The following is a 20,054-nucleotide window of genomic DNA, read 5'->3' on the forward strand; positions in this document are numbered from 1 at the left end:
GTACTGCTAACCTTGCATATATCAGTAAATCATTAAAAACTTAGTAAAATAATTCATCACCAAATGGTATTCATTATACTTATCTATTAGTAACATTGGCTAAGCTAACTGCAGTCTAAACCTTTAATGCTATCAGCCAATTTGAGAATTCTCTTGGTACAGAATCTCAGGTATTCGGCAAACCAAAGAAACACTCATTCAAAAGCTTTTCAGAACAATTCATGAGTGATTATGTAGAGGTTGAACTAAAAGTAAAATCCCGAAATACTTATGAAAACTACTTATAACAAGGATTACTAGATTTCTTGGGATATGTTGCTTCACAAAATAACACCAACACAAATTAATTTTTTTTCGTGGAACAGAAAAAGCAAAAGCAAGCTCGCTGATAGAAATGTTTGTACTAATGAATACCATGTTTAATAAAGCGATTGAATGGGGTTGCCTTGAGGTGAACCTATGTACAATGGCGAACAAACCTAAGCGTGCTAAAACGAAGCGTATAAATTACTACACAGAGTCGTACATGCCCCTAAAAATCTTATGACCGAGTTTCAAGAATACATTGAGCTCAAGAAAAAGAAGTTAGAAAAAGCTTGGGGATAAATTTAATCCTATTTTAGATAAACAAGGGAAGCCCATTTATTTCGTGTTCTCTAAGGACAATAGTCACCCTAACTATCATGACCGCATGTAAACAAAGGAGCGATATTGTTAAACAACACAATCTTCCTTCAATTACCTTTCATAGTTTGCGACATACTTTCGCCCCGTACATGCTCTCTAAGATTATAAATATCAAAGTCTTTCAAGAACAGCTTGGACACGTAATCATTCATGAAATACACAATACGTACTCTCATGTAGCTCAAGAGCAGAAGGGAGAAGCTAGGTTCGAAATACTATAAATAAAAAATACCCAACAAGCTCCGTTATTTTCGGTCACTCATTGAGTATTTTTCAAATGTTATATTTTAGTTTGGGCACTTTCGGGCATTTTGAAATATATTGCAATTCATAAACCCTTGATATACTTAGTCTTGAATAGCTGCGTCTAACGCTACCACAATCATATCATTGAACGTCGTTTGGCGTTCTTCTGAAGTTGTTACTTCTCCAGTAATGATGTGGTCACTTACTGTTAAGACAGAAAGTGCTTTACGGCCAAACTTCGCCGCTAGCGTGTAAAGCGCTGCTGATTCCATTTCAACTGCTAATACGCCGTATTTAGCTAGCTTTTCATTTTGGTGTTCATCAGAGTAGAATAAATCTGCAGTGAAGATATTCCCTACCTGTAATTTTAGGCCAGCTTCTTTACCTGCATTATACGCTTTTAATAATAAATCAAAATCTGCGATTGGTGCAAAATCGATAGCGCCACCCCAGATGATTTGATTCATACGCGTATCAGATGTAGCTGCCTGAGCTAAAATTACGTCGCGAACTTTTACGTCTTTTTGAATTGCACCACAAGTACCTACGCGAATTAATTTTTGAACATCATATTCTTGCATTAACTCAGTTGCATAAATCGAAATAGATGGCACACCCATACCAGTACCTTGTACAGAAATACGTTTACCTTTATACGTACCTGTATAACCAAACATATTACGAACTTCGTTATAACAAGTAACATCCTCTAAAAAAGTTTCTGCGATGTATTTTGCACGCAGCGGATCCCCTGGAAGTAAAATTGTGTCAGCGATTTCGCCTTTTTTTGCATTAATATGAATACTCATACTGCAATCCCTCTTTTCTGTCAGTTATCACTTTAAATGATACTTTGTTTCTCATATTTACGCAATGATAGACGTCTAGCAACTTAAAAAGAAAGAGTAATCAAAGTATTCCGATTTATTGTTCATGACCCACATATAAATCCCATAATTCGTCAAATACTTCCGTAGTTAAATTATCTGTTGCATATGTTTCGATATATGTAGACAGCTCATCAAAATCCGCACTTTGCTTTGGAAAATTATGCTCATGAAACATCTCTTCTGCAAAACGTGCCTTTCTATCTGACCAATCTCCCCCTCGAAATGTTAATACATATAAATAAAAGCTTTTTTTCATATCCGAAAAGACCTCCTGATCCCACATTTTTCTTTTCGCTAGTTTATCAAAAAAATTACAATTCGTCATAAAAAATTTTTATTTTCTTTTAAGTATTTTTTCCTATTAGGTATAATAGAATATTTTAAGTTCATTTGTTATGACTATCCTCCCAGAAAGATAACCTGCTTTTTTATCAGAAAAATGAAAATTTTATGAAAATATAATAGAAATATTTAGCATAATACGATAAAATTGAAATCGACTATACAAATTTAGGAAGGTGATGGCGATGCAAAACTCTAATAATCGAAGTAATTCAACGAAAAAACGCCCGTCTCTCTTTGAATCTGGCTTTTTCAAAAGAAAAAGTCCAAATTCAAAGGATAGTAGGCCTAATCTCCCTCCTACTAAAGAAAAAAGACAACGTTTTTATCATTTAATCCGCGGGAAAGTGTTGATTATTTTCACACTACTTATCCTTATTAATGCTGTAATGGGTATATTATCGTACGTCAACATTACAAATCTGCAACAACAAATGAAAGATTTCACAGAGAAAAATGTACAAGAACAACTAACGGTCAACCAACTTGCCTATGAAATCGCTAGATTAACCAATCTTGAACAAGCCTATTTAATCACCGGAAACGGCAGTTATTCAACTTCCTATAATATGAAAATTGATGCTATCAATAAAAAAATTGGCGCTTTACAAGAAAAATTTGCAGATCGTGAACTCGAACTGGGCCATATGCAAGCAATCGGTCAATACTACAAAAACTACCTTGAGTACTCTAAAAAAGTAATGACAATGCGTGATGAAATTGGACTCGAACAAGCTCGTAAGCTCATGATGAACGGTACCGGTGAAACTATGAAAATCCATATTGATAATAATATTGAATCAATCAACTCTGTTATGGATGAATCCAATAAAGCAAAACTAAGTAAACTCAATCAACAAATCAAAGTTTCAAATATGACATTTTTTATCATATCGATGGTCGGCCTAATTGCGATGCTTACGTTTGGCTATATGTTATTTAAATCATTAAAAAACAATACATCAGCTATTAACCACTCGATTCTAGATATTGCACAAGCTGGTGGTGATCTAACACGACGCGTCCATGTACGGAACAATGATGAATTCTCAGTCATTGCTGCATCGACAAATACACTAATTATCTCTATTTCAAACCTCATTAAACGCGTGAGTCAGCTTGCTGATCACGTTTCAAGCAGTAGTCAGGAACTCATGGCATTGGCAGAGGATAATGCACGGACGATTCAAAATATTGCAGATACGACAGCAGATATTGCAAGTGATAGTGAAAATACGATTCATAGTATGACCAGTGCACAACAGAAAATGAGTGATTTGGAACATTCTATGCATCAGTTAACTGAGCTAACGACTGGGGTACAGCAAGCTTCACTTGCCATGCAACAAGCCGCCGACGAAGGCAGTCGTTCAGTCCAGCAATCCTCTATGGTTATGCAGTCTATTGAAGAAACTATGGCATCTACTACTACAACCGTCGAGGCACTGGGTCGCAAATCTACAGATATTACATCAATTATCAGTACAATAACTGCTATTTCCGAGCAAACTAATCTCCTTGCATTAAATGCAGCAATTGAAGCTGCTCGTGCAGGTGATCATGGGAGAGGCTTTGCTGTTGTTGCAGATGAAGTTCGGAAGTTAGCTGAGCAGTCTCAATCAGCTGCGAAAGAAGTGACCTCTATTGTAACGTCTATTCAAGATGAAGTGACATCGATTATTTCGCAAAACCATGAAGGGGTTATCTCTGTCATTCGAGGAGTTGAAGTAACCAATGAAACAAATCAATCACTGTCGAATATTTTAGCGCATACCAAAGAAACAACGACAATTATTACCGAAATGGTAGAGAAAATTGCGTTAACACTTGATTATAGTAATGCCGTTGCAAGCGATTTTGTACATATGAATGCGTTCACTGAGCAAACAGCTAGTAATACCGTTACATCAGCTGCTGCCGCAACACAGGGTTCTGCATCTATGCAAGAAATCAACGCAGCAGCGGCAGAGCTGGCTCACCAGGCAGATAGCCTACGTAATGTCGTGAGTGAATTTAAAGTGTAACACCTATAAGAATGTCTCTTTCAGGGACATTCTTTTTTGTGTCACCGACAAGAATTAGGCAGTATGCCGAGTGTTTATAGACCTTGATAATGTATTTCAAGGTTAGCATCGACACCACCAATATGAAGCACACCTCCACTTGCCCTTAAGTAATTCTAGAACAGTCGTAGAAAGTTCATAAAAAAACCTAGTACGGTTTTCGTTCGGGTATAAGCAAATACCGCTCGGGTCTCCTGTCGTTTCGCTAGGCTACAAGCAACTTTCGCTCTGGTTATCAGCTATTTCGCTAGGCTACACGCAACTTTCGCTCGGGTCGGAGCGTAGCAACAAGGAGTCTGAAGTCTTGCCCGCGAAAAGCGCGCGCTGTAGCGGAAATGATGGTTTCTTATTATTTATTCTCAAAAGAAAATGTAGCCAAACTCAAATTTCGTTGAGTTTGACTACATTCTGAAGTGCCTAGTACTAGGAGCTTTTATTATTTAAACAATGAAATATACTCAGCATAGCCTTCTTTTTCAAGATTCTCTTTAGGGATGAAACGCAGAGCTGCAGAGTTAATGCAATAACGCAAGCCCCCTAGTTCCATTGGGCCATCTGGGAAGACATGTCCTAAATGTGAATCAGCCTCTTTACTACGCACTTCTACACGACGCATTCCATGTGTTGTATCAAATTTCTCTGTCACTTCTTCCTTAACAATCGGTTTAGCAAATGCTGGCCAGCCACAACCTGCGTCGAACTTATCGAGTGAGCTAAACAATGGCTTGCCCGAAACAATATCGACATAAATACCATCTTCAAAATGCTGATCATACTCATTGCGAAACGGTGGTTCTGTCCCATTTTCCTGTGTCACATAGTACTGCATATCTGTTAGTTCTTTTAAACGTTGTTCTTTGGTCATTTTCTGTGCCCCCAGTGTTGCTCTTGAAACGCTTTGCGACCAGAACCGACTGCATAACGTTCATAGTGCATTGGATTTTTTTTATAATAATATTGATGGTAATGTTCTGCTGCATAAAATGTATTTGCCGGTAAAATTCTCACAGCAATCGGTTTATTAAATTTTCCTGATGCTGCTAAATCAGCCTTTGAGCGTTCTGCCAATTCACGTTGTTCTTCATCATGATAAAAAATCGCCGTTGTGTAAGACTCTCCACGATCATAAAATTGCCCCCCAGCATCTGTAGGGTCGATTAAAGTCCAAAATGTTGACAGTAGTTGCTCGTACGAATAAAGCTCATCATCGAACATAATCTGAACAGCTTCTAGATGACCTGTTGTTTCAGAGCACACTTGTTCATATGTTGGGTTTTCAACATGTCCCCCTGTGTAGCCAGAAATCACGGATTCTATACCTGGTGTCTCATCGAATGGCTTGACCATGCACCAAAAACAGCCACCCGCAAACGTTGCATATTGCATTGCCATTGTTTTCACTCCTTATTGACCAGGAACGATAATTTCCAGTAAAATCTTATCGTTTGGTAAGTCTAATTCCTTTGCGCGAACACGTGATCCAGTAGCAATATTTACACGTGATAAATCAATGTAAATTTCCGCTTTATTTGGATTCACTGTTATCCATGAAGGGAATTCCACCGAATCACGCATAATTTTCATCGTCGTCTCCGGTGGAATATTCAATAGGCCGACATTCATCTCTGTTTGCTTTAATATAATATTGCCTTTCTCATCCACAATCGGCTCAAAATTCATCGTAATTGGGATTTCTGTATAAAATACAGTCAATTTACTCTTTAGTTGAATGTCATCGCCAATTGTGAAATCAATTGGTAACGGTGAACCCTTAGCCGTATCTTTTAAATACTTCTTCGATATAGACTCAAATTCTTTGGTTGTGGTTTGAACGACTAGTACATTCCCTTTTATTTCTTCACTTTCTGAACTCTTCGCTAAATTTACTCCATCTACTGGTTTCGTAGCTAAATAAACGACGAGGAGGATCGCAAAAAGTACCGTTCCCGCTAACGCGAAAAATGCGAATTTCCATTTATTCATTTTGTCACTCCTCGAAGCCTATTTCCTTGTTAATTTTCTTTTCCATTTTGCATTGCCCCATTGCTTCTAAAATTCGCTCTTTCATTTTTTCATAACCTTTTGCGTTCGGATGAAAGAAATCCGTATGATATACAAGTTCTTCGTTCGAATCGAACAAATCTTCCACTGATACATAGCATGCATTTGAATCCTTACTAGCTACCCTTTCAATTACGTTATTCCACTCCGTAATAATTGTATCAAACTCATTGGCCTCATTTGTGACAATAGAGAATGGATTATAAAAGCCAACAAGTAGTAAAGGTACTGTTGGGTTTTTTGCACGAATACCATCAATAATTTTACTATAACGTTTTTCATAGGCCTGTAATTCAGCATCAAACGCATCTCGTTTTAAATTAAATAGATCCTGTTTGACAACCTTCATTACATCATTGCCACCCATTGTCAGTGAAATGAGTTGTGCTTGTTGCAACTCTTCATCATAATGCCCTTTTTTCACTAATTTTAATAGCTGATCACTACGTCTTCCCCTTTTTCCTCGATTATCAACTTCAACTTCTGAAATCGAAGGCCAAGTGAGTAAGGAATCTGCTAATCTTCCAACATAACCGTCTTGACTATACTCATCACCAACACCATCTGTTAAAGAATCACCTAGTGCCAAGTAATGTAGTTGCTTTGCATTTTCATCATCAATTTGCCGTAAATCCTCTGGTGAAGGTTCAAAAAAATGTTCAAAAATTTGCGTCAACATATTGCTAGAGGGTTCAGCCTCGTCTTCTGTTTGTTGCTCATCCTGTCTCATATCTTGCTCCGTCGCTGCCTGATCACCTACTGGTTCAGTCTGCGGATTCGGTTCATCTATTGAAATAGCACAACCACTTAGTACTAAGACGATCAAACATGACAAAATTACTCGCCAGATGTCCATTTGACCACCTTCCATCTTTTACTGTTACTACTATTATAGATAGTTCACGCTGCAATGAAAAGCGACTATGCTTCGCTTTAGAAATAATTTCATCTGTTTCATCCCACTAAAACCGCATTTTTCCCCTTATCTTCCATTTTAGAACTCCAAGTTTTTGCTTATTCGTCTTTTAAAACATTTGCCTCAGATAACAGACTGTCATCACCGCATAAATTTCGTATTCTCCCTATAACTACTATGACGCCCTCTCCATATTTCTGTAGGCATTGGCATACTTCTTGAAAGTAAATAAAAAGCCACTACAATTATTTATGTAGCAGCTCTTGACTATTATTCTGAAAAATAAATAAATCCAATCGCACCTGGACCAGTATGTGTAGAAATAATTGGTGATGTAAAAGCAATTTCTACTTCATCAAAACCTGTGCTTTCTATTAATTCTTTTAATGGTCCACCCATAGTTGTCAAACCATCAGCATGGGAAATCCCAACCGCCTTCACGGTTTTACCAGCTGTATCTGCTTGGAATTGCTTAAATAAGAAATTCACTACTTGTTTATGACTACGTACTTTTGACACAGGGTTATAGGCCCCACCTTCTAAGTTCGCAATAACTTTAATATTGAGCAGCGAACCAATAAAGCCTGTTCCTTTACCGATACGTCCACCTTTAATAAGATTTTCGAGCGTATCAACAATTACATATAAATGAGTATTGTCTCGTACTTGGTCAAGGCGTGCGACGATTTGTTCAACTGTAGCTCCCGCATCGCGCATTTTTATCGCTTCTCTTAATTGAATGGCAAGTCCAATTGCGATAAAGCGTGAATCGATAACTGTGACATTTGCATCTGTCATTTGAGCAGCTTGTCGAGCAGACTCTACAGTACCACTCATGCTACCTGTCATATGAATTGAAATGATTTGATCGCCATCTTTACCTAGTTCATCATATAATTCTTTAAATTTCCCTGGTGCAGGTTGCGAGCTTTTTGGTAAATCTTTGGCTTCCTTCATTAAGCCTAAAAATGGTTGTGGCTCTAAATTTACGCCGTCTATATACGTTTTCCCATCAATTTGGATCGTTAACGGCACAATATGTATACCGTGTTGTGCTACTTCTTCTTTAGTTAAATCGCAAGTTGAGTCCGTTACAATATGAATTCGTCCCACTTTGACACATCCTTTTACTTCATTAAAATTATTATATAGACTAATGTTTCAATATGTAAACATGACATTTGTCATTTGACATGTCAATTCCTAGTCTTTTTCGAGGACTTTACCTTTGATACTATAGCTTTTTTTAGTTGAATTTGTCTAATAATTGCCTTAAAAAAGTTAGAAAATCGGTATGACACTTTTGACATGAAAGATATGACAAATGTAAATAGTCGAACGTAAGTTATCGGGGTATAGTAATAGTAACGAAAGGACGTGTTCACAATGATGAATTCATTTGACTATAAAACGTGGAAAGAAGAGCTCTGGAACGCTATTACCCACGGCGTCGGTTTTATAGCTAGTATTCCTGCCCTCATTGTCCTGATTTTAGCAGGTGTTCAACATGGCAGTGCCATGCATATTGTAACTTTTAGTGTATTTGGTGCTTCCGTCATCATCTTATTTTTAATGTCGACTCTACTCCATAGTATGCCTGAAAAATACAAGTACTTTTTTGCCATCCTCGACCATTCTTCTATCTATATTTTAATCGCAGGCACCTATACACCTTTTCTATTACTCGCTATTGGTGGCAGCTTAGGCGTTACGTTACTTTGTATTATATGGACACTTGCCATTCTGGGCGTACTCTTTAAATGCTTTTTTATCAATCGCTTTGAAATTTTGTCTCTACTGTTTTACATCGGTATGGGCTGGCTCATTATATTTGCCATAAAGCCCCTTTATTTGTACTTAGGGAATCATGGCTTCTCCCTATTATTAGCTGGTGGTCTTTTTTATACAGTTGGTGCTATTTTTTACGCATGGCGCTCCCTTCCCTACAACCATACGATCTGGCACCTTTTTGTTTTAGCAGGTTGTGGTTCCATGTATGCCTGTATCTATTTTTACCTATAGTAAAATGGGCTGTCCCAAAAGTAAAAACAACTTGCTTAGCTGTATCCAAGTAGGCAGTTTTTTGGATGTAAACGTAAAAATCCGCGTAGACCCCTGCGAATCGTATTTGCAACGAAAACGTGATTGAAACGTAGTACAGGAGTAGGAAAAGGCAAGAGCATGAGACCAGCAGGGAGCGTTAGTGGCTCATGCATTGCTTGTGGGAAAGCGAAGCGGGTACAAAGGTCATATTTTATTGTTTTAAAGGACATTTAGACAGCCCCACCTTGATTATGACTGACTAGCACTGTATACGAATGATTAATGAATTTGAGCTTTTCGTTCAAAAATCTGATATTGAAATGTGTATCCTTCTGGTGCTGTCTCCGGTTGTTGTGACGAAACTTCCATAAAGTCCTCTTCATATTTCGGGAAGTATGTATCCCCATTAAACGTATGATTAATTTTTGTGACGTATATTCGATCTGTTATTGGCATTGATAAGCGGAAAATTTGTTCGCCACCAATGATCATAATTTCTGGTACATCCCCTGCAAGATCGATAGCTGCCTGTAAACTTGTTACTGTTTCAATACCGTCAGCATGATAACTTTCGTCACGGCTGATGACAATATTGCGACGCCCCGGAAGCGGTCTGCCTATGGATTCAAACGTTTTGCGTCCCATGATCATAGGCTTGCCCATTGTTTTTTCCTTAAAGTATTGTAAATCGCCTGGGAGATGCCACGGCATACCATTTTCGTAACCAATTACGTACTTTTCATCATGTGCTACAATTAAAGAAATCATTTTGTTCCCTCCTAGTAAACTAGTTCATTATATTATAAACATATTTTTGCTATACAACCGCACTATTTCAGCTCAATAATAAATTTATTTTCTTTTTCGTTATTAAATCCTAGTAAAATTATAAGAATAGTTTATAATAGGATTAACAAACGTAAAGATAAAGGACTGATAAGCATGACATGGTTAACGAATGAAGCTGTAAGCTATATCAATGCAACTGATTCGGGTAAGCATTATTATGAAATAACGCCCCAACAAGCAAGAGCTATTCGAGCTGTCCCCAAATGGCAATCTACTCGCGTCCCACAACTTGCTTCGATTATCGATAAACGAATAACGGTGCGTGATGGAGCAGAAATTAATGTACGTATTTATACACCTGTTGTTGGCAAATTATTACCCGTTATTGTGTATTACCACGGTGGAGGCTGGGTATTTGGTGATTTAGAGTCCGCTGATGCAGGTTGCCAATTACTCGCTGAAAAAGCACAAGCAATCGTCGTATCAGTAGATTACCGTTTAGCCCCTGAAAATTCCTTTCCAACACCACTGCTTGATGCTTATGATGGCTTACTTTGGGTATATGAACACATAGTAACTTTTGGTGGGGATGCATCGCGTATGACAGTTGCAGGAGATAGCGCTGGTGGTAACTTAGCAACGGTTGTCGCCTATTTAGCTGCCGTCTTAAATGGACCCAAAATTTCAGCCCAGGCACTTATTTATCCAGTCACAAATATTGATTTTACTACTACTTCTTACGCTACTTTTGGTGAACACTTTGGCTTAGACAAATTAGGAATGAAATGGTTTGCTAGTCATTATACAGAGGTTGATAACTATACAAATCCACTTGTATCTCCACTGCTTCTTGAAGATGTGAGCGTCTTACCTAAGACAATCATCATAGCGGCAGAAGCAGATGTACTCTTTGATGAAGGCCTTGCCTATGCACAAAAATTAGCCGCTGCGGGTGTAATTGTCAAACATGTAAAAATGGCTGGACTGATCCATAGTTACTTCAGCAAAATGGAGTTTTTCGAAGTAGCTACTATTGATACTGTTGAAAAAATCGCTGCATTTATGAAATAAGTTTGTCTAACACTACCAAACAATGAGATAATAGAGCAAAATGTTTTTAAAGGATGACAACATGACACAAACTATTGCATTACAAATTAACAATCAATTTGCTGGACCATTAAAAAAAGGCTATCCGCTTATTTCAAAAGAAGCGGTTGACGTACGTAAACTTCCTCAAGAAGAAGGAGCCCTATTGCGAATCACTGATATCCATAACCGTTTTATTGGTACAGGCTATTATGGTATACAAAATAAAGGTATCGGCTGGATATTAACGCCTGACGCTAATGAAGAAATAGATATAGCGTTTTTTGTCAAAAAAATTAAAAAAGCCATTCAAAATCGTGAAGCTTTCTTTAATAATGGAAATACTACTGCCTTCAGGGTCTTTAATGGTGAAGGTGATGGTATTGGTGGACTAACAATTGACTTTTTTGATGGCTATTATCTGGTGAGTTGGTACAGTGCAGGCATCTATTCATTTAAAGAAGCGGTCTACGAGGCACTTACAGAGACAGTAAACTATAAAGCCGTATATGAGAAAAAGCGTTTTGATAGTAAAGGGCAATATATGGAACAGGACGATTTCGTGATGGGTACGCCTGGCGAGTTTCCAATCATTGTGAAGGAAAACGGCATGAATTACGCTGTTAATTTAAATGATGGTGCAATGACAGGTATTTTCCTCGATCAACGTGAAGTGCGACTTACTATTCGTGAGCGTTATTCTCAACATAAAAGTATGTTGAATACATTCTCATATACAGGGGCATTCTCAGTTGCAGCGGCTCTTGGAGGAGCAATGAAAACAACTAGTGTAGACGTAGCCAAACGTAGTGTAGCGAAAACAATAGAGCAATTTAGTGTCAATAACATTGACTACGAGGCACAAGACATTAAAGTGATGGATGTATTTCAATATTTTAAATATGCACAGCGCCATCATTTAAAATTTGATCTTGTTGTTTTAGATCCACCTAGCTTTGCACGTACGAAACAAATAACCTTTTCAACTGCCAAAGACTATCCTAAATTACTAATGGATGCCATCGCTATTACAGAGAAAAATGGTATCATTGTCGCATCAACGAATAATGCAAGCTTTGGCATGAAAAAATTTAAAGGCTTTATTGACCTAGCTTTCAAAGAAACAAATACTCGCTATAAAATTGTGGAAGAATTCGGCCTACCAAAGGATTTCCGCGTACCACGTGAATTTCCTGAGTTCAATTATTTAAAGGTTGTATTTATTCAAAAACTTACTTAAAAAAACGGGTGGCTCTTTTGAGTCACTCGTTTTTTAGTGCTTGCCAAAATACAGCGGTTTTTGTTCTACGGTAAAATTTAAAAAACGGTTCTTCCTGGCGTCCATGTTCTTTATACAAAGTAATAATTTGATGTAGAAAGCCTGTTATATGTTGCATCGGTACTCGTTTAGCAAATAATGCACCCGCCTGTGCATGAGCACCCATTGGTACTGCACCTAAATAGATGTCAAAACTGTCCTTCTGATAAACGACTCCAATATCGTCATAAAACGCATTATAGCAAGCAGATGCACAACCATTTACATTTAAGCGTATTCTTTTAGGAACGTCTATACCTTCCAATGCATTGTATAATTGTTCCGTAGTTGCAGCAGCCTCCATTTTATCACCATCACAAAAATCACAGGCCTTCATCGCAACTACCGAACCTTGTTTTGCAATATACAAGCCAACTTCTTGTAATGACTTTATTGCCTGCTCTACTCCATTGCTAGGTACGGACAAAAGGATACTGTACGAGGCTGAATATTTAATGGTTCCATGCTCACCAACAACTTCTGCAATTTTTTGAAATTGCGCTGGTGTATAGTGCTTATTAATAATACCAGGACTTACGGCTAGACGTGTAAATTCCCCGTTCTCATTGAGTGTTGCAAATGTTTTTTCAGGAATATTATTACGAAATGCGTTCACTAATCTCTTCCCCTTTGAAAAAGAGCTAGCAAATTGCTAGCCCTTTGTTATTACGAATTACTTTAGATTTACATTTTCATTTACGTGTATATGATGCACAAGAGTTAGAAATTCTCTGGATAGAACCCTTGCGCTAAAATATGAATCGCTTCTGCAGCACGTACCCCTTCTGATGCTGCCGATAGCGGTAAAATTACAAAACGCGCATTCCTTACAGCGGCTGTTTCTTTTAACGCTGGATCATTTTTTAGGAAGTTGATTTTCTCCTCGGCTGTTGTAGCACCGTAATCAATAACAACAATGACTTCAGGATTACGTTCTACTGCATCTTCTTTTGATACAGTTGTCCAACCGGATGCCACATCGCCAAAGATATTCTGACCACCAGCAACTGTAACAAGCTCATTCATAAAGTTTTGTGCAGCTGTAAAGACTTCCTTTTCTCCACTATCATAAACAAGGACACGTAGCGCTTCCTGATCCTGTGGTAATTTTTCTCGTACAGACTTTACCTCTTTCGTCATTTGCGCAATTAAAGCTTCCCCACGATCCACTACTCGAAAAATGGATGCGATATTACGAATATCGGTAAAAATATCGTCCAGTGTTGGATTCGTTATACTTGAGGAGGTATGTAAATATGTATGAATACCAAGTGTCTCTAATTCTTCTGGTGTTCCAACACCTTTCTCTCCAAAACCGCTTTTCCATCCTGCATATAAAAAATCGGCTTCTGTATCAATTACTTGTTCTTTTGACGGATATTGTTCTGCTAGTACTGGTACCTTATCATATGCAGCTTGTAACGGTTCATAAATTTTATCATCTAAATAAGCTGTACCTACCATTGAATCTTCTAGGCCTAGAGCCAGCATTATTTCAGTGACATGCTGATTTAAAGTAATCGCCTTTTTAGGTGCTTCCGTATAAACTTGCGTCGTATCATTATTGTCAATCGTAATTTCCGTAATCTCGGCTTGTGCTGGTACTACCTTTTCACTTTGCGCAGCCGATTCTTGTTGATCTTTACTGCTGCAAGCACCCAAAATGCTTAACAACGCAATTGTAAAAATAAGCCATATGCCTTTCCACTTGTTCATGTTTAGTTTTCTCCTTTGTGTGTCATTTGTTATAGTAAGAAATCAGGGACTTCTTGGCTATTTAGTGTCCTGCGCATGTTGGAAGGCAATTTAGATAAAAGAATATAAAAAAACCCTCTTGTTTCCAAGAGGATATCATAGTGAATTAACCAAGGTTCTTCAACCAATCACTACAACCATCCTCGTGGTCCTATGTAAATTTTGTACATATTGGCAGGTATCCTGGCTTAGGCTCATCATCTATACACCTTCCCATAGTTTCCTACAGTGGCATGTTGTCTAGACTCCCCATTTACAGTTGCGGGACAGCATCGGATTTGCACCGATTTCCCTTTTAAGCAAATGACTTAAGCCATTTGCACCAATATATATTTTTTATTTTATTCTACTTGAAAGACTAGCAGAAGTGAATTTTGATAGCAATCACACAAAAATAGCCAATAATAAAAATAGTTAATAATCTAGCACTATTCAAACATAAACACTAACTATTTTACATGAAATCTTTTTATATTAATTCTGTTACAATAAAGAGAAATGAACGATGAAATGAGGATTTTTATGTACAAAACAATTGGCGTACTAGCTCATGTGGATGCAGGGAAAACGACATTCTCGGAGCAGTTACTTTATCATACAAATAGCATTCAAGCTCGTGGACGTGTCGATCACCAGGATACTTTTTTAGATAATCATGCGATTGAACGTGCTCGGGGCATTACTATATTTGCTGAACAAGCCCGCATGCAAATTGGCCAAGATACATACACACTTATCGATACACCCGGGCATGTTGATTTCTCCCCTGAAATGGAACGTGCGATTCGAGTCATGGACTATGCCATTATTGTCGTTAGTGCTGTCGAGGGGGTTCAGGGCCATACTGAAACAGTGTGGCAGTTACTACGCCAATACCATGTACCAACTATGTTCTTTATCAATAAAATTGATCGTGATGGTGCCGACATCGAAGCAGTCATGGCGCAACTTCAAAAAGAATGCTCTACTGACGTTTTGTTAATAGAGCAACCGCTTCACATAGATACTATATCAACTCCTGTTAAGGAATGGCTCGCTGAACGCGATGAACAGTTACTCGATGCTTTCCTTGCTGAAACGCTGGAAAACCACACTTGTCTAACTCGATTGCAAACAATGATTCAGGAAGAGTTAGCCTTCCCATGCTTTAGCGGGTCCGCCTTAAAAGATATTGGCATCAAGGAATTTTTGATGCAACTTTCCCTCCTGACTGAAACTTATTATAAAAAAGAGGAGGCGTTTCAAGGAGAGGTCTTTAAAATTCGTCATGACGGGCAACAGCGCTTAACATTTATGAAAGCAATACAAGGCACGCTGCATGTGCGTGACGAATTTACATTTGGTGAGGCGTCTGAAAAAGTGACGGAAATACGCTTATATAATGGACATCGCTTTGAAACGGTGCAAGTAGTAAGTGCTGGGGAAATATTTGCAGTAAAGGGGCTTAATCAGGCAAATGTTGGGGATATACTGGGCAGTTCGTTAAGACCCCAACCATATGAACTCATACCAACATTACAAGCGAAGGTGCAATATGTAGGACAGCAACATATTAAGGAAGTGCTGAAAATCTTCCGTTTACTTGAAGCGGAGGAGCCCTCGTTACGTGTTGTATGGCACGAGAAATTTCAGAAAATACACGTACATATAATGGGCGTTATTCAGCTTGAGGTTTTGAGTGAAGTGCTAAAAGATCGCTTTTCACTGACAATTACATTTGGTGAACCACAAATTTTATACATGGAAACAATTGCATCAACAGTAACTGGCTATGGTCATTTTGAACCTTTAAAGCATTATGCTGAGGTGCATTTACGTATGGCACCAACTACACGCGGAGTTGGCAATACGTTTGTCAATGCTTGTCACGCTGATGATTTATCTGTCGGTCATCAACGACTTATTGAAAAGCACCTATTCGAGCGTGAACATCATGGACTTTTAACAGGCTTCCCTGTCACAGATATTCAGTTCACCCTTCTAACAGGAAGAGCCCATATTAAGCATACCGATGGCGGCGATTTCCGAGAAGCGACATTCCGCGCACTGCGTCAAGGCCTTGAACAAGCTGAAAATCTATTACTTGAACCCTATTACCGCTTCAAGCTAAAGGCGCCTAACGATTTTATTGGCCGTATGATGACCGATATTCAACAAGCTGCCGGCACATTCGATGCACCAATTTTGACTGAACAACAGGTAATTTTAACAGGGCGTGCACCTGTTGCTACATTTATGGGCTATAGTACAGTCTTTGCTGCGTATACAAATGGCAAAGGCTCATTGTCGCTACAATTTGATGGCTATGATGTTTGCCATAATACAGCGGAAATTATTACTCAAATCGGCTACGATAAACAGGCCGATCCTGAATATACATCCTCTAGTATATTTTGCGCTAAAGGGAAAGGCTACTCTGTTCCCTGGCAGGAAGCACAAGCTGCCATGCATTGCATAAAATAAAGTGAAACCTCAATAAAAAGGCTTCATGCCCCGGTATGCCAATAGCTACAATGATTCTAATAAACTTTTTTATAAACAATTCAGCGGATTATAAAGCTTTTTAAATTTTCTACAAAAATAAGTCCTCCACAATAAATGGAGGACTGGCGATTATAAAGCATGCGCTGTACTCGTTGACTGTTCAACGAGTACATACGCAGGTTCCACAATGACATACCCATGATTATTCGAAAAATCAATGAGCACTGTACCAGGCTTACTCTTTAATAATTGTAAATTATCGATAGTTTGGAGCAATAATTCATGGCCATTGCCACGCGGGTGCCAATTTAAATGGTAATCATTCAGTGCTTTTACAGCTTGCATAAATTGCGCATATTCGTGCTCTACGTATTTTTTTAGATTCGTTAATTTAGTAGACTCTCTTTTTGTCGCAACGACTAACGCTAAATCTGCCAAATACGTCTCATAAAAACGCATGACCATCGAGCACAGTAGATCATTTACACGTGCCGCGCTTAAAATGGGCTTCGGGTTCAAGTGAAGCCTTTCTAAATTTGGTTTTGCACGAACCGAATCGATACGTGTAATTAAATGATATGCTTCTCCGTTCACTTCATAAACAATTGGATTGGTCGGCATATACATCATAAAGCCATTCTTTCTTGTTTTTAACTCATCTGCCACACTCGCCTTGGCAAATAGATGTCCATCATAGTCTTCATTTTGAATCCAAATAATTTCTTTGTTATATAAAATTCGATCAAACAGTTGTTCGTTGCGAATAAGTCCTGTTGCTAAAAACTGATCGACAAGTGATTCGATAACGATTCTTGTCTTCGTCTGCTTTCCTACTTCTGTGCGTGGATGCTTACAAATTTTCATCGTTGATTGCTGCTTTTCCTGTGCTGTACATACATGAATATTCGTCATACGTGCATTCCTCTTTTCGTACATATTTTCAAAACGACAGGTATACGACCACTAAAAAAACGAATTTCTTCTTAATTTAAGAGGAAATCCGTCGCAATGGCTTTAACACCTTATACATATCATTCATCACGCAGCATCAAACATCGCCCATATAGAAAAGAATCGGTTCGATACCGAATACTTTCTTTTACTATGGGCGTTTGACGTACTGTGACGAACAGAACATTCTGTTTTGTCAACATGCCACCTCCTATTCCTCGTAGGGTTTTGGTGTGTACTCGTAATAGGCAGGTCTCCTGACTTATGGTCAACGCATCTTTCCCCTTCCCGTCTATAGACAGTGGTATTTAAAAAAGACGCTCACATTTACAGTTGCGGGACAGTGTCGGACTTACACCGACTTCCCTTTTAGTAAATTGATTTTCAATTTACACCTATTACTACACGCTATTCAGTTGTGAAAGAAAATGGACTAAGTCACATTCCTTATAGATTACTAATATTAATTGTAAAGAAGTGTATTTCTAATGTCAATTATCACAAAATATTCCAATTTTTTGTGTCGTAGAGTGTAGAGTTAACATTGCCCCAGTTCGTTAAAAAAATAGCTTTGCAGCAAAAAAAAATATCCTCTAGTTTGATTAATGATATTTTCTATCAAATGAACTAATCATTTAATCCCTTTCCATCGAGAATTTGCTGCATATATTTTTCAACCCTTGCCACTCGAGTTTTGGATTGTTTGGGTTGAGAAAAATAAAGAATGTATGCCCTTTGCCGACCCGGTGTCAATGCTTCAAAGGCTGTTTCCAGTGCAGGGAACTCATTGAATTTATTTTGAAGCTCTTCAGGAAAGATAATTTCGGTATTCTGTTTATAATTCACTTCCAAACCGGCCTTTTCTACTTCAATGGCTTCAAGAATATAGTCTTTCAAGATGGCTTCCATTTCAACGATTTCCCGCACATTGGTAAACCGAATTTGGCGTGCCGCCTGTACATTTTCTGTTTGTTGAATGAGAATGCCATGGGAATTCTTTAACAAGGCACCTTTATGAAACAAAAGTGCACAATAGTCTTTAAATCCATGTATTAGAACTATGTTTTTATTGTCAAACATGTAACAAGGATGTTTCCACTTTATTTCTTCGGTCAGCTCACACGCTAGAACGATATCTCTCAACGTCGCAAATTCTTCCCTCCACTTTTTTGCTTGACTTATAAATTCATCAACTTTCGGATTCATTCTATTATTTGTCATCAAGGAACACCTCGCATTAATTTTGTTCAGCTGCAATCAATTATTCATGAAGTAACCCAGCGCGAATCATCTCAATACGACTATCAACACCTAGCTGTTCAAGGTTTTCTAGTTGAGCCCGCGTCATATAGTACATACTAATACTTCCATCCATACTAAGACGAACTTCGAATAAAGTATCATCTATCTGCGTTATTTCAATCGAGTTATTGTGGTCAAGTTGTATGTTTACGCTTTTCAAACGCTATCACCCCATTCAATTATAACGTCAATACCTTGGCGAACTAAAGCTACTCCATTAATTTAGCCTTTTGTAGATGCAAAAACGGTCAAGCTATCGAAGCTAATCGTTGATTGTTTAATGCGCTATACAATAATTTAACTAAAGTGGATATAAACATGAAGTAACTACTCTTTAAGGAAGAACGCTTTGTCCAACATAGCCTGTCCCCTGCAAAAATCTATCATCCCATCGCTTGAAACAGCTTTTGGGCATAGCTGTTGGTCAATTGAAAAACACCATGCTCTTTTTTACCTTCATCGACTATTTTTCCATCCTTCATGACATACAAGCGTTCGCATAAATAGGAAACAGCCTTTAAATCATGGGAAATAAATAAAATAGCCATGTGCTGTTCTTTATTTAGTGTGATTAATAAATCAATGATTTCCCGTTGCGTTAATCGGTCTAAGCTGGAAACAATTTCGTCGCACACTAACAATTTGGGCTCTACTAACAGGGATCTTAACAAATTAACTCTTTGCCTTTCTCCACCACTTAGCTCATTTGGCAAACAATTTAACACAGCGACTGGTAGCTTTACCTTATCGAGCATGGCATGCAAATCGTTGTTGGTCACTGTTTTTTTATACTGTAATGGCTCCAATAAGGATTCTTTTACAGTCCACATTGGGTTTAAAGCGGCAGTCGCGTTTTGGAAGATCAACTGACAGTGTTCATAAAATGACGAACAATTTTTCTTTGTAATCTCCACGTCATTAAAATAAATGTGACCTTGGTTGGCCCTTTCCAACTGCATTATGATTTTAGCAAGTGTACTTTTCCCGCTTCCACTTTCACCAACCAGTCCAACGATTTCACCATGTCCAACATAAACGTTCACGTGCTGTAGTACTTGCTGCCCCTTATGAAAGCTTTTACTAACATTTTCAACTTGCAGCAACAATGACATTTCCCC

20 protein-coding genes and 2 riboswitches are annotated in these 20,054 nt (G+C 38.1%); of the genes, 6 read left to right on the plus strand and 14 right to left on the minus strand.

All coding sequences use genetic code 11. From position 1 onward, the window contains the following. The first annotated feature begins 683 nt into the window (after positions 1–683). Complete coding sequence (locus tag C9J31_RS24285; RefSeq protein WP_107950776.1) at positions 684–908, plus strand: tyrosine-type recombinase/integrase; 225 nt, start codon at positions 684–686, stop codon at positions 906–908. A gap of 126 nt (positions 909–1,034) precedes the next feature. Here the strand turns inward: C9J31_RS24285 and deoD are convergent, their stop codons facing one another. Both deoD and C9J31_RS12690 read right to left on the minus strand, forming a co-directional pair. Continuing rightward, positions 1,035–1,742 carry a purine-nucleoside phosphorylase gene (gene deoD / locus C9J31_RS12685; protein ID WP_107925646.1) on the minus strand — a complete coding sequence of 236 codons (708 nt, stop codon included), beginning with the start codon at positions 1,740–1,742 and terminating at the stop codon, positions 1,035–1,037. Between the two features lie 115 nt (positions 1,743–1,857). Continuing rightward, complete coding sequence (locus C9J31_RS12690) at positions 1,858–2,079, minus strand: YozE family protein (protein ID WP_107950778.1); 222 nt, start codon at positions 2,077–2,079, stop codon at positions 1,858–1,860. A 271-nt stretch (positions 2,080–2,350) separates the two neighbouring features. Here C9J31_RS12690 and C9J31_RS12695 point away from each other — a divergent pair, with 271 nt between their 5' ends. Next, positions 2,351–4,189: a methyl-accepting chemotaxis protein gene (locus tag C9J31_RS12695; protein WP_238602172.1), complete on the plus strand. Its 1,839-nt coding sequence runs from the start codon at positions 2,351–2,353 to the stop codon at positions 4,187–4,189. 475 nt (positions 4,190–4,664) lie between these two features. Here C9J31_RS12695 and msrB read toward each other — a convergent pair whose 3' ends face one another. The 5 genes from msrB to C9J31_RS12720 form a co-directional block, all read right to left on the minus strand. Further along, positions 4,665–5,093, minus strand: a complete 429-nt coding sequence (gene msrB / locus C9J31_RS12700; protein ID WP_107925640.1) for a peptide-methionine (R)-S-oxide reductase MsrB — start codon at positions 5,091–5,093, stop codon at positions 4,665–4,667. Then, positions 5,090–5,620 (minus strand): peptide-methionine (S)-S-oxide reductase MsrA, encoded by a 531-nt coding sequence (gene msrA / locus C9J31_RS12705; RefSeq protein WP_107950782.1) that lies wholly within the window; start codon positions 5,618–5,620, stop codon positions 5,090–5,092. The genes msrB and msrA overlap by 4 nt, the downstream gene beginning before the upstream one ends. 12 nt (positions 5,621–5,632) lie before the next feature. Then, positions 5,633–6,211, minus strand: coding sequence for a YpmS family protein (locus C9J31_RS12710; protein ID WP_107950784.1), 579 nt, complete (start codon positions 6,209–6,211; stop codon positions 5,633–5,635). Positions 6,212–6,215: 4 nt separating this feature from the next. Next, positions 6,216–7,145: a GDSL-type esterase/lipase family protein gene (locus C9J31_RS12715; RefSeq protein WP_235616357.1), complete on the minus strand. Its 930-nt coding sequence runs from the start codon at positions 7,143–7,145 to the stop codon at positions 6,216–6,218. Between the two features lie 330 nt (positions 7,146–7,475). After that, the gene (locus tag C9J31_RS12720) at positions 7,476–8,318 is read right to left on the minus strand and encodes a DegV family protein (RefSeq protein WP_107950786.1); all 843 of its coding nucleotides are present in this window, start codon (positions 8,316–8,318) and stop codon (positions 7,476–7,478) included. A gap of 273 nt (positions 8,319–8,591) precedes the next feature. Between C9J31_RS12720 and trhA the strand changes: the two genes are divergently transcribed. Beyond that, positions 8,592–9,227: a PAQR family membrane homeostasis protein TrhA gene (trhA, locus tag C9J31_RS12725; RefSeq protein ID WP_107950787.1), complete on the plus strand. Its 636-nt coding sequence runs from the start codon at positions 8,592–8,594 to the stop codon at positions 9,225–9,227. A gap of 300 nt (positions 9,228–9,527) precedes the next feature. Here trhA and C9J31_RS12730 read toward each other — a convergent pair whose 3' ends face one another. Then, positions 9,528–10,016: a dihydrofolate reductase gene (locus C9J31_RS12730; RefSeq protein WP_054768373.1), complete on the minus strand. Its 489-nt coding sequence runs from the start codon at positions 10,014–10,016 to the stop codon at positions 9,528–9,530. Between the two features lie 174 nt (positions 10,017–10,190). Here C9J31_RS12730 and C9J31_RS12735 point away from each other — a divergent pair, with 174 nt between their 5' ends. Next, positions 10,191–11,108: an alpha/beta hydrolase gene (locus tag C9J31_RS12735; protein WP_107950789.1), complete on the plus strand. Its 918-nt coding sequence runs from the start codon at positions 10,191–10,193 to the stop codon at positions 11,106–11,108. Positions 11,109–11,169: 61 nt separating this feature from the next. Next, on the plus strand, positions 11,170–12,366 hold the full coding sequence (locus C9J31_RS12740) for a class I SAM-dependent rRNA methyltransferase (RefSeq protein ID WP_107925630.1): 1,197 nt from the start codon (positions 11,170–11,172) through the stop codon (positions 12,364–12,366). Positions 12,367–12,388: 22 nt separating this feature from the next. Here C9J31_RS12740 and C9J31_RS12745 read toward each other — a convergent pair whose 3' ends face one another. After that, complete coding sequence (locus C9J31_RS12745; protein ID WP_107950791.1) at positions 12,389–13,060, minus strand: nitrite/sulfite reductase domain-containing protein; 672 nt, start codon at positions 13,058–13,060, stop codon at positions 12,389–12,391. A 104-nt stretch (positions 13,061–13,164) separates the two neighbouring features. Next, the gene (locus C9J31_RS12750; protein WP_107950793.1) at positions 13,165–14,160 is read right to left on the minus strand and encodes an ABC transporter substrate-binding protein; all 996 of its coding nucleotides are present in this window, start codon (positions 14,158–14,160) and stop codon (positions 13,165–13,167) included. 195 nt (positions 14,161–14,355) lie between these two features. Further along, positions 14,356–14,541, minus strand: a riboswitch (cobalamin riboswitch). A gap of 180 nt (positions 14,542–14,721) precedes the next feature. Here C9J31_RS12750 and C9J31_RS12755 point away from each other — a divergent pair. Next, the gene (locus C9J31_RS12755) at positions 14,722–16,662 is read left to right on the plus strand and encodes an elongation factor G (RefSeq protein WP_107950795.1); all 1,941 of its coding nucleotides are present in this window, start codon (positions 14,722–14,724) and stop codon (positions 16,660–16,662) included. A gap of 150 nt (positions 16,663–16,812) precedes the next feature. Here the strand turns inward: C9J31_RS12755 and C9J31_RS12760 are convergent, their stop codons facing one another. From C9J31_RS12760 to C9J31_RS12775, 4 genes are all read right to left on the minus strand, one after another. After that, complete coding sequence (locus tag C9J31_RS12760) at positions 16,813–17,595, minus strand: hypothetical protein (RefSeq protein WP_107950797.1); 783 nt, start codon at positions 17,593–17,595, stop codon at positions 16,813–16,815. Between the two features lie 269 nt (positions 17,596–17,864). After that, positions 17,865–18,048: riboswitch (cobalamin riboswitch) on the minus strand. Positions 18,049–18,261: 213 nt separating this feature from the next. Next, positions 18,262–18,855, minus strand: a complete 594-nt coding sequence (locus C9J31_RS12765; protein WP_107950799.1) for a YdeI/OmpD-associated family protein — start codon at positions 18,853–18,855, stop codon at positions 18,262–18,264. 40 nt (positions 18,856–18,895) lie between these two features. Next, the gene (locus C9J31_RS12770; protein ID WP_054768370.1) at positions 18,896–19,096 is read right to left on the minus strand and encodes a hypothetical protein; all 201 of its coding nucleotides are present in this window, start codon (positions 19,094–19,096) and stop codon (positions 18,896–18,898) included. A 223-nt stretch (positions 19,097–19,319) separates the two neighbouring features. Further along, positions 19,320–20,042: an ABC transporter ATP-binding protein gene (locus tag C9J31_RS12775; RefSeq protein WP_107950801.1), complete on the minus strand. Its 723-nt coding sequence runs from the start codon at positions 20,040–20,042 to the stop codon at positions 19,320–19,322. Between the last annotated feature and the right edge of the window lie 12 nt (positions 20,043–20,054).

It is taken from the genome of Lysinibacillus parviboronicapiens (assembly GCF_003049605.2).
GTDB lineage: Bacteria > Bacillota > Bacilli > Bacillales_A > Planococcaceae > Lysinibacillus > Lysinibacillus parviboronicapiens.

What these genes read in the sequence shown, in the direction of transcription:
- msrA (WP_107950782.1), bottom strand. Translation starts at nt 5,620, where the DNA reads ATGGCAATGCAATATGCAACGTTTGCGGGTGGCTGTTTTTGGTGCATG.
- C9J31_RS12755 (WP_107950795.1), top strand. Translation starts at nt 14,722, where the DNA reads ATGTACAAAACAATTGGCGTACTAGCTCATGTGGATGCAGGGAAAACG.
- C9J31_RS12715 (WP_235616357.1), bottom strand. Translation starts at nt 7,145, where the DNA reads ATGGACATCTGGCGAGTAATTTTGTCATGTTTGATCGTCTTAGTACTA.
- C9J31_RS12765 (WP_107950799.1), bottom strand. Translation starts at nt 18,855, where the DNA reads ATGACAAATAATAGAATGAATCCGAAAGTTGATGAATTTATAAGTCAA.
- C9J31_RS12690 (WP_107950778.1), bottom strand. Translation starts at nt 2,079, where the DNA reads ATGAAAAAAAGCTTTTATTTATATGTATTAACATTTCGAGGGGGAGAT.
- C9J31_RS12750 (WP_107950793.1), bottom strand. Translation starts at nt 14,160, where the DNA reads ATGAACAAGTGGAAAGGCATATGGCTTATTTTTACAATTGCGTTGTTA.
- C9J31_RS12735 (WP_107950789.1), top strand. Translation starts at nt 10,191, where the DNA reads ATGACATGGTTAACGAATGAAGCTGTAAGCTATATCAATGCAACTGAT.
- C9J31_RS12740 (WP_107925630.1), top strand. Translation starts at nt 11,170, where the DNA reads ATGACACAAACTATTGCATTACAAATTAACAATCAATTTGCTGGACCA.
- C9J31_RS12695 (WP_238602172.1), top strand. Translation starts at nt 2,351, where the DNA reads ATGCAAAACTCTAATAATCGAAGTAATTCAACGAAAAAACGCCCGTCT.
- msrB (WP_107925640.1), bottom strand. Translation starts at nt 5,093, where the DNA reads ATGACCAAAGAACAACGTTTAAAAGAACTAACAGATATGCAGTACTAT.
- deoD (WP_107925646.1), bottom strand. Translation starts at nt 1,742, where the DNA reads ATGAGTATTCATATTAATGCAAAAAAAGGCGAAATCGCTGACACAATT.
- trhA (WP_107950787.1), top strand. Translation starts at nt 8,592, where the DNA reads ATGATGAATTCATTTGACTATAAAACGTGGAAAGAAGAGCTCTGGAAC.
- C9J31_RS12710 (WP_107950784.1), bottom strand. Translation starts at nt 6,211, where the DNA reads ATGAATAAATGGAAATTCGCATTTTTCGCGTTAGCGGGAACGGTACTT.
- C9J31_RS24285 (WP_107950776.1), top strand. Translation starts at nt 684, where the DNA reads ATGACCGCATGTAAACAAAGGAGCGATATTGTTAAACAACACAATCTT.
- C9J31_RS12760 (WP_107950797.1), bottom strand. Translation starts at nt 17,595, where the DNA reads ATGACGAATATTCATGTATGTACAGCACAGGAAAAGCAGCAATCAACG.
- C9J31_RS12730 (WP_054768373.1), bottom strand. Translation starts at nt 10,016, where the DNA reads ATGATTTCTTTAATTGTAGCACATGATGAAAAGTACGTAATTGGTTAC.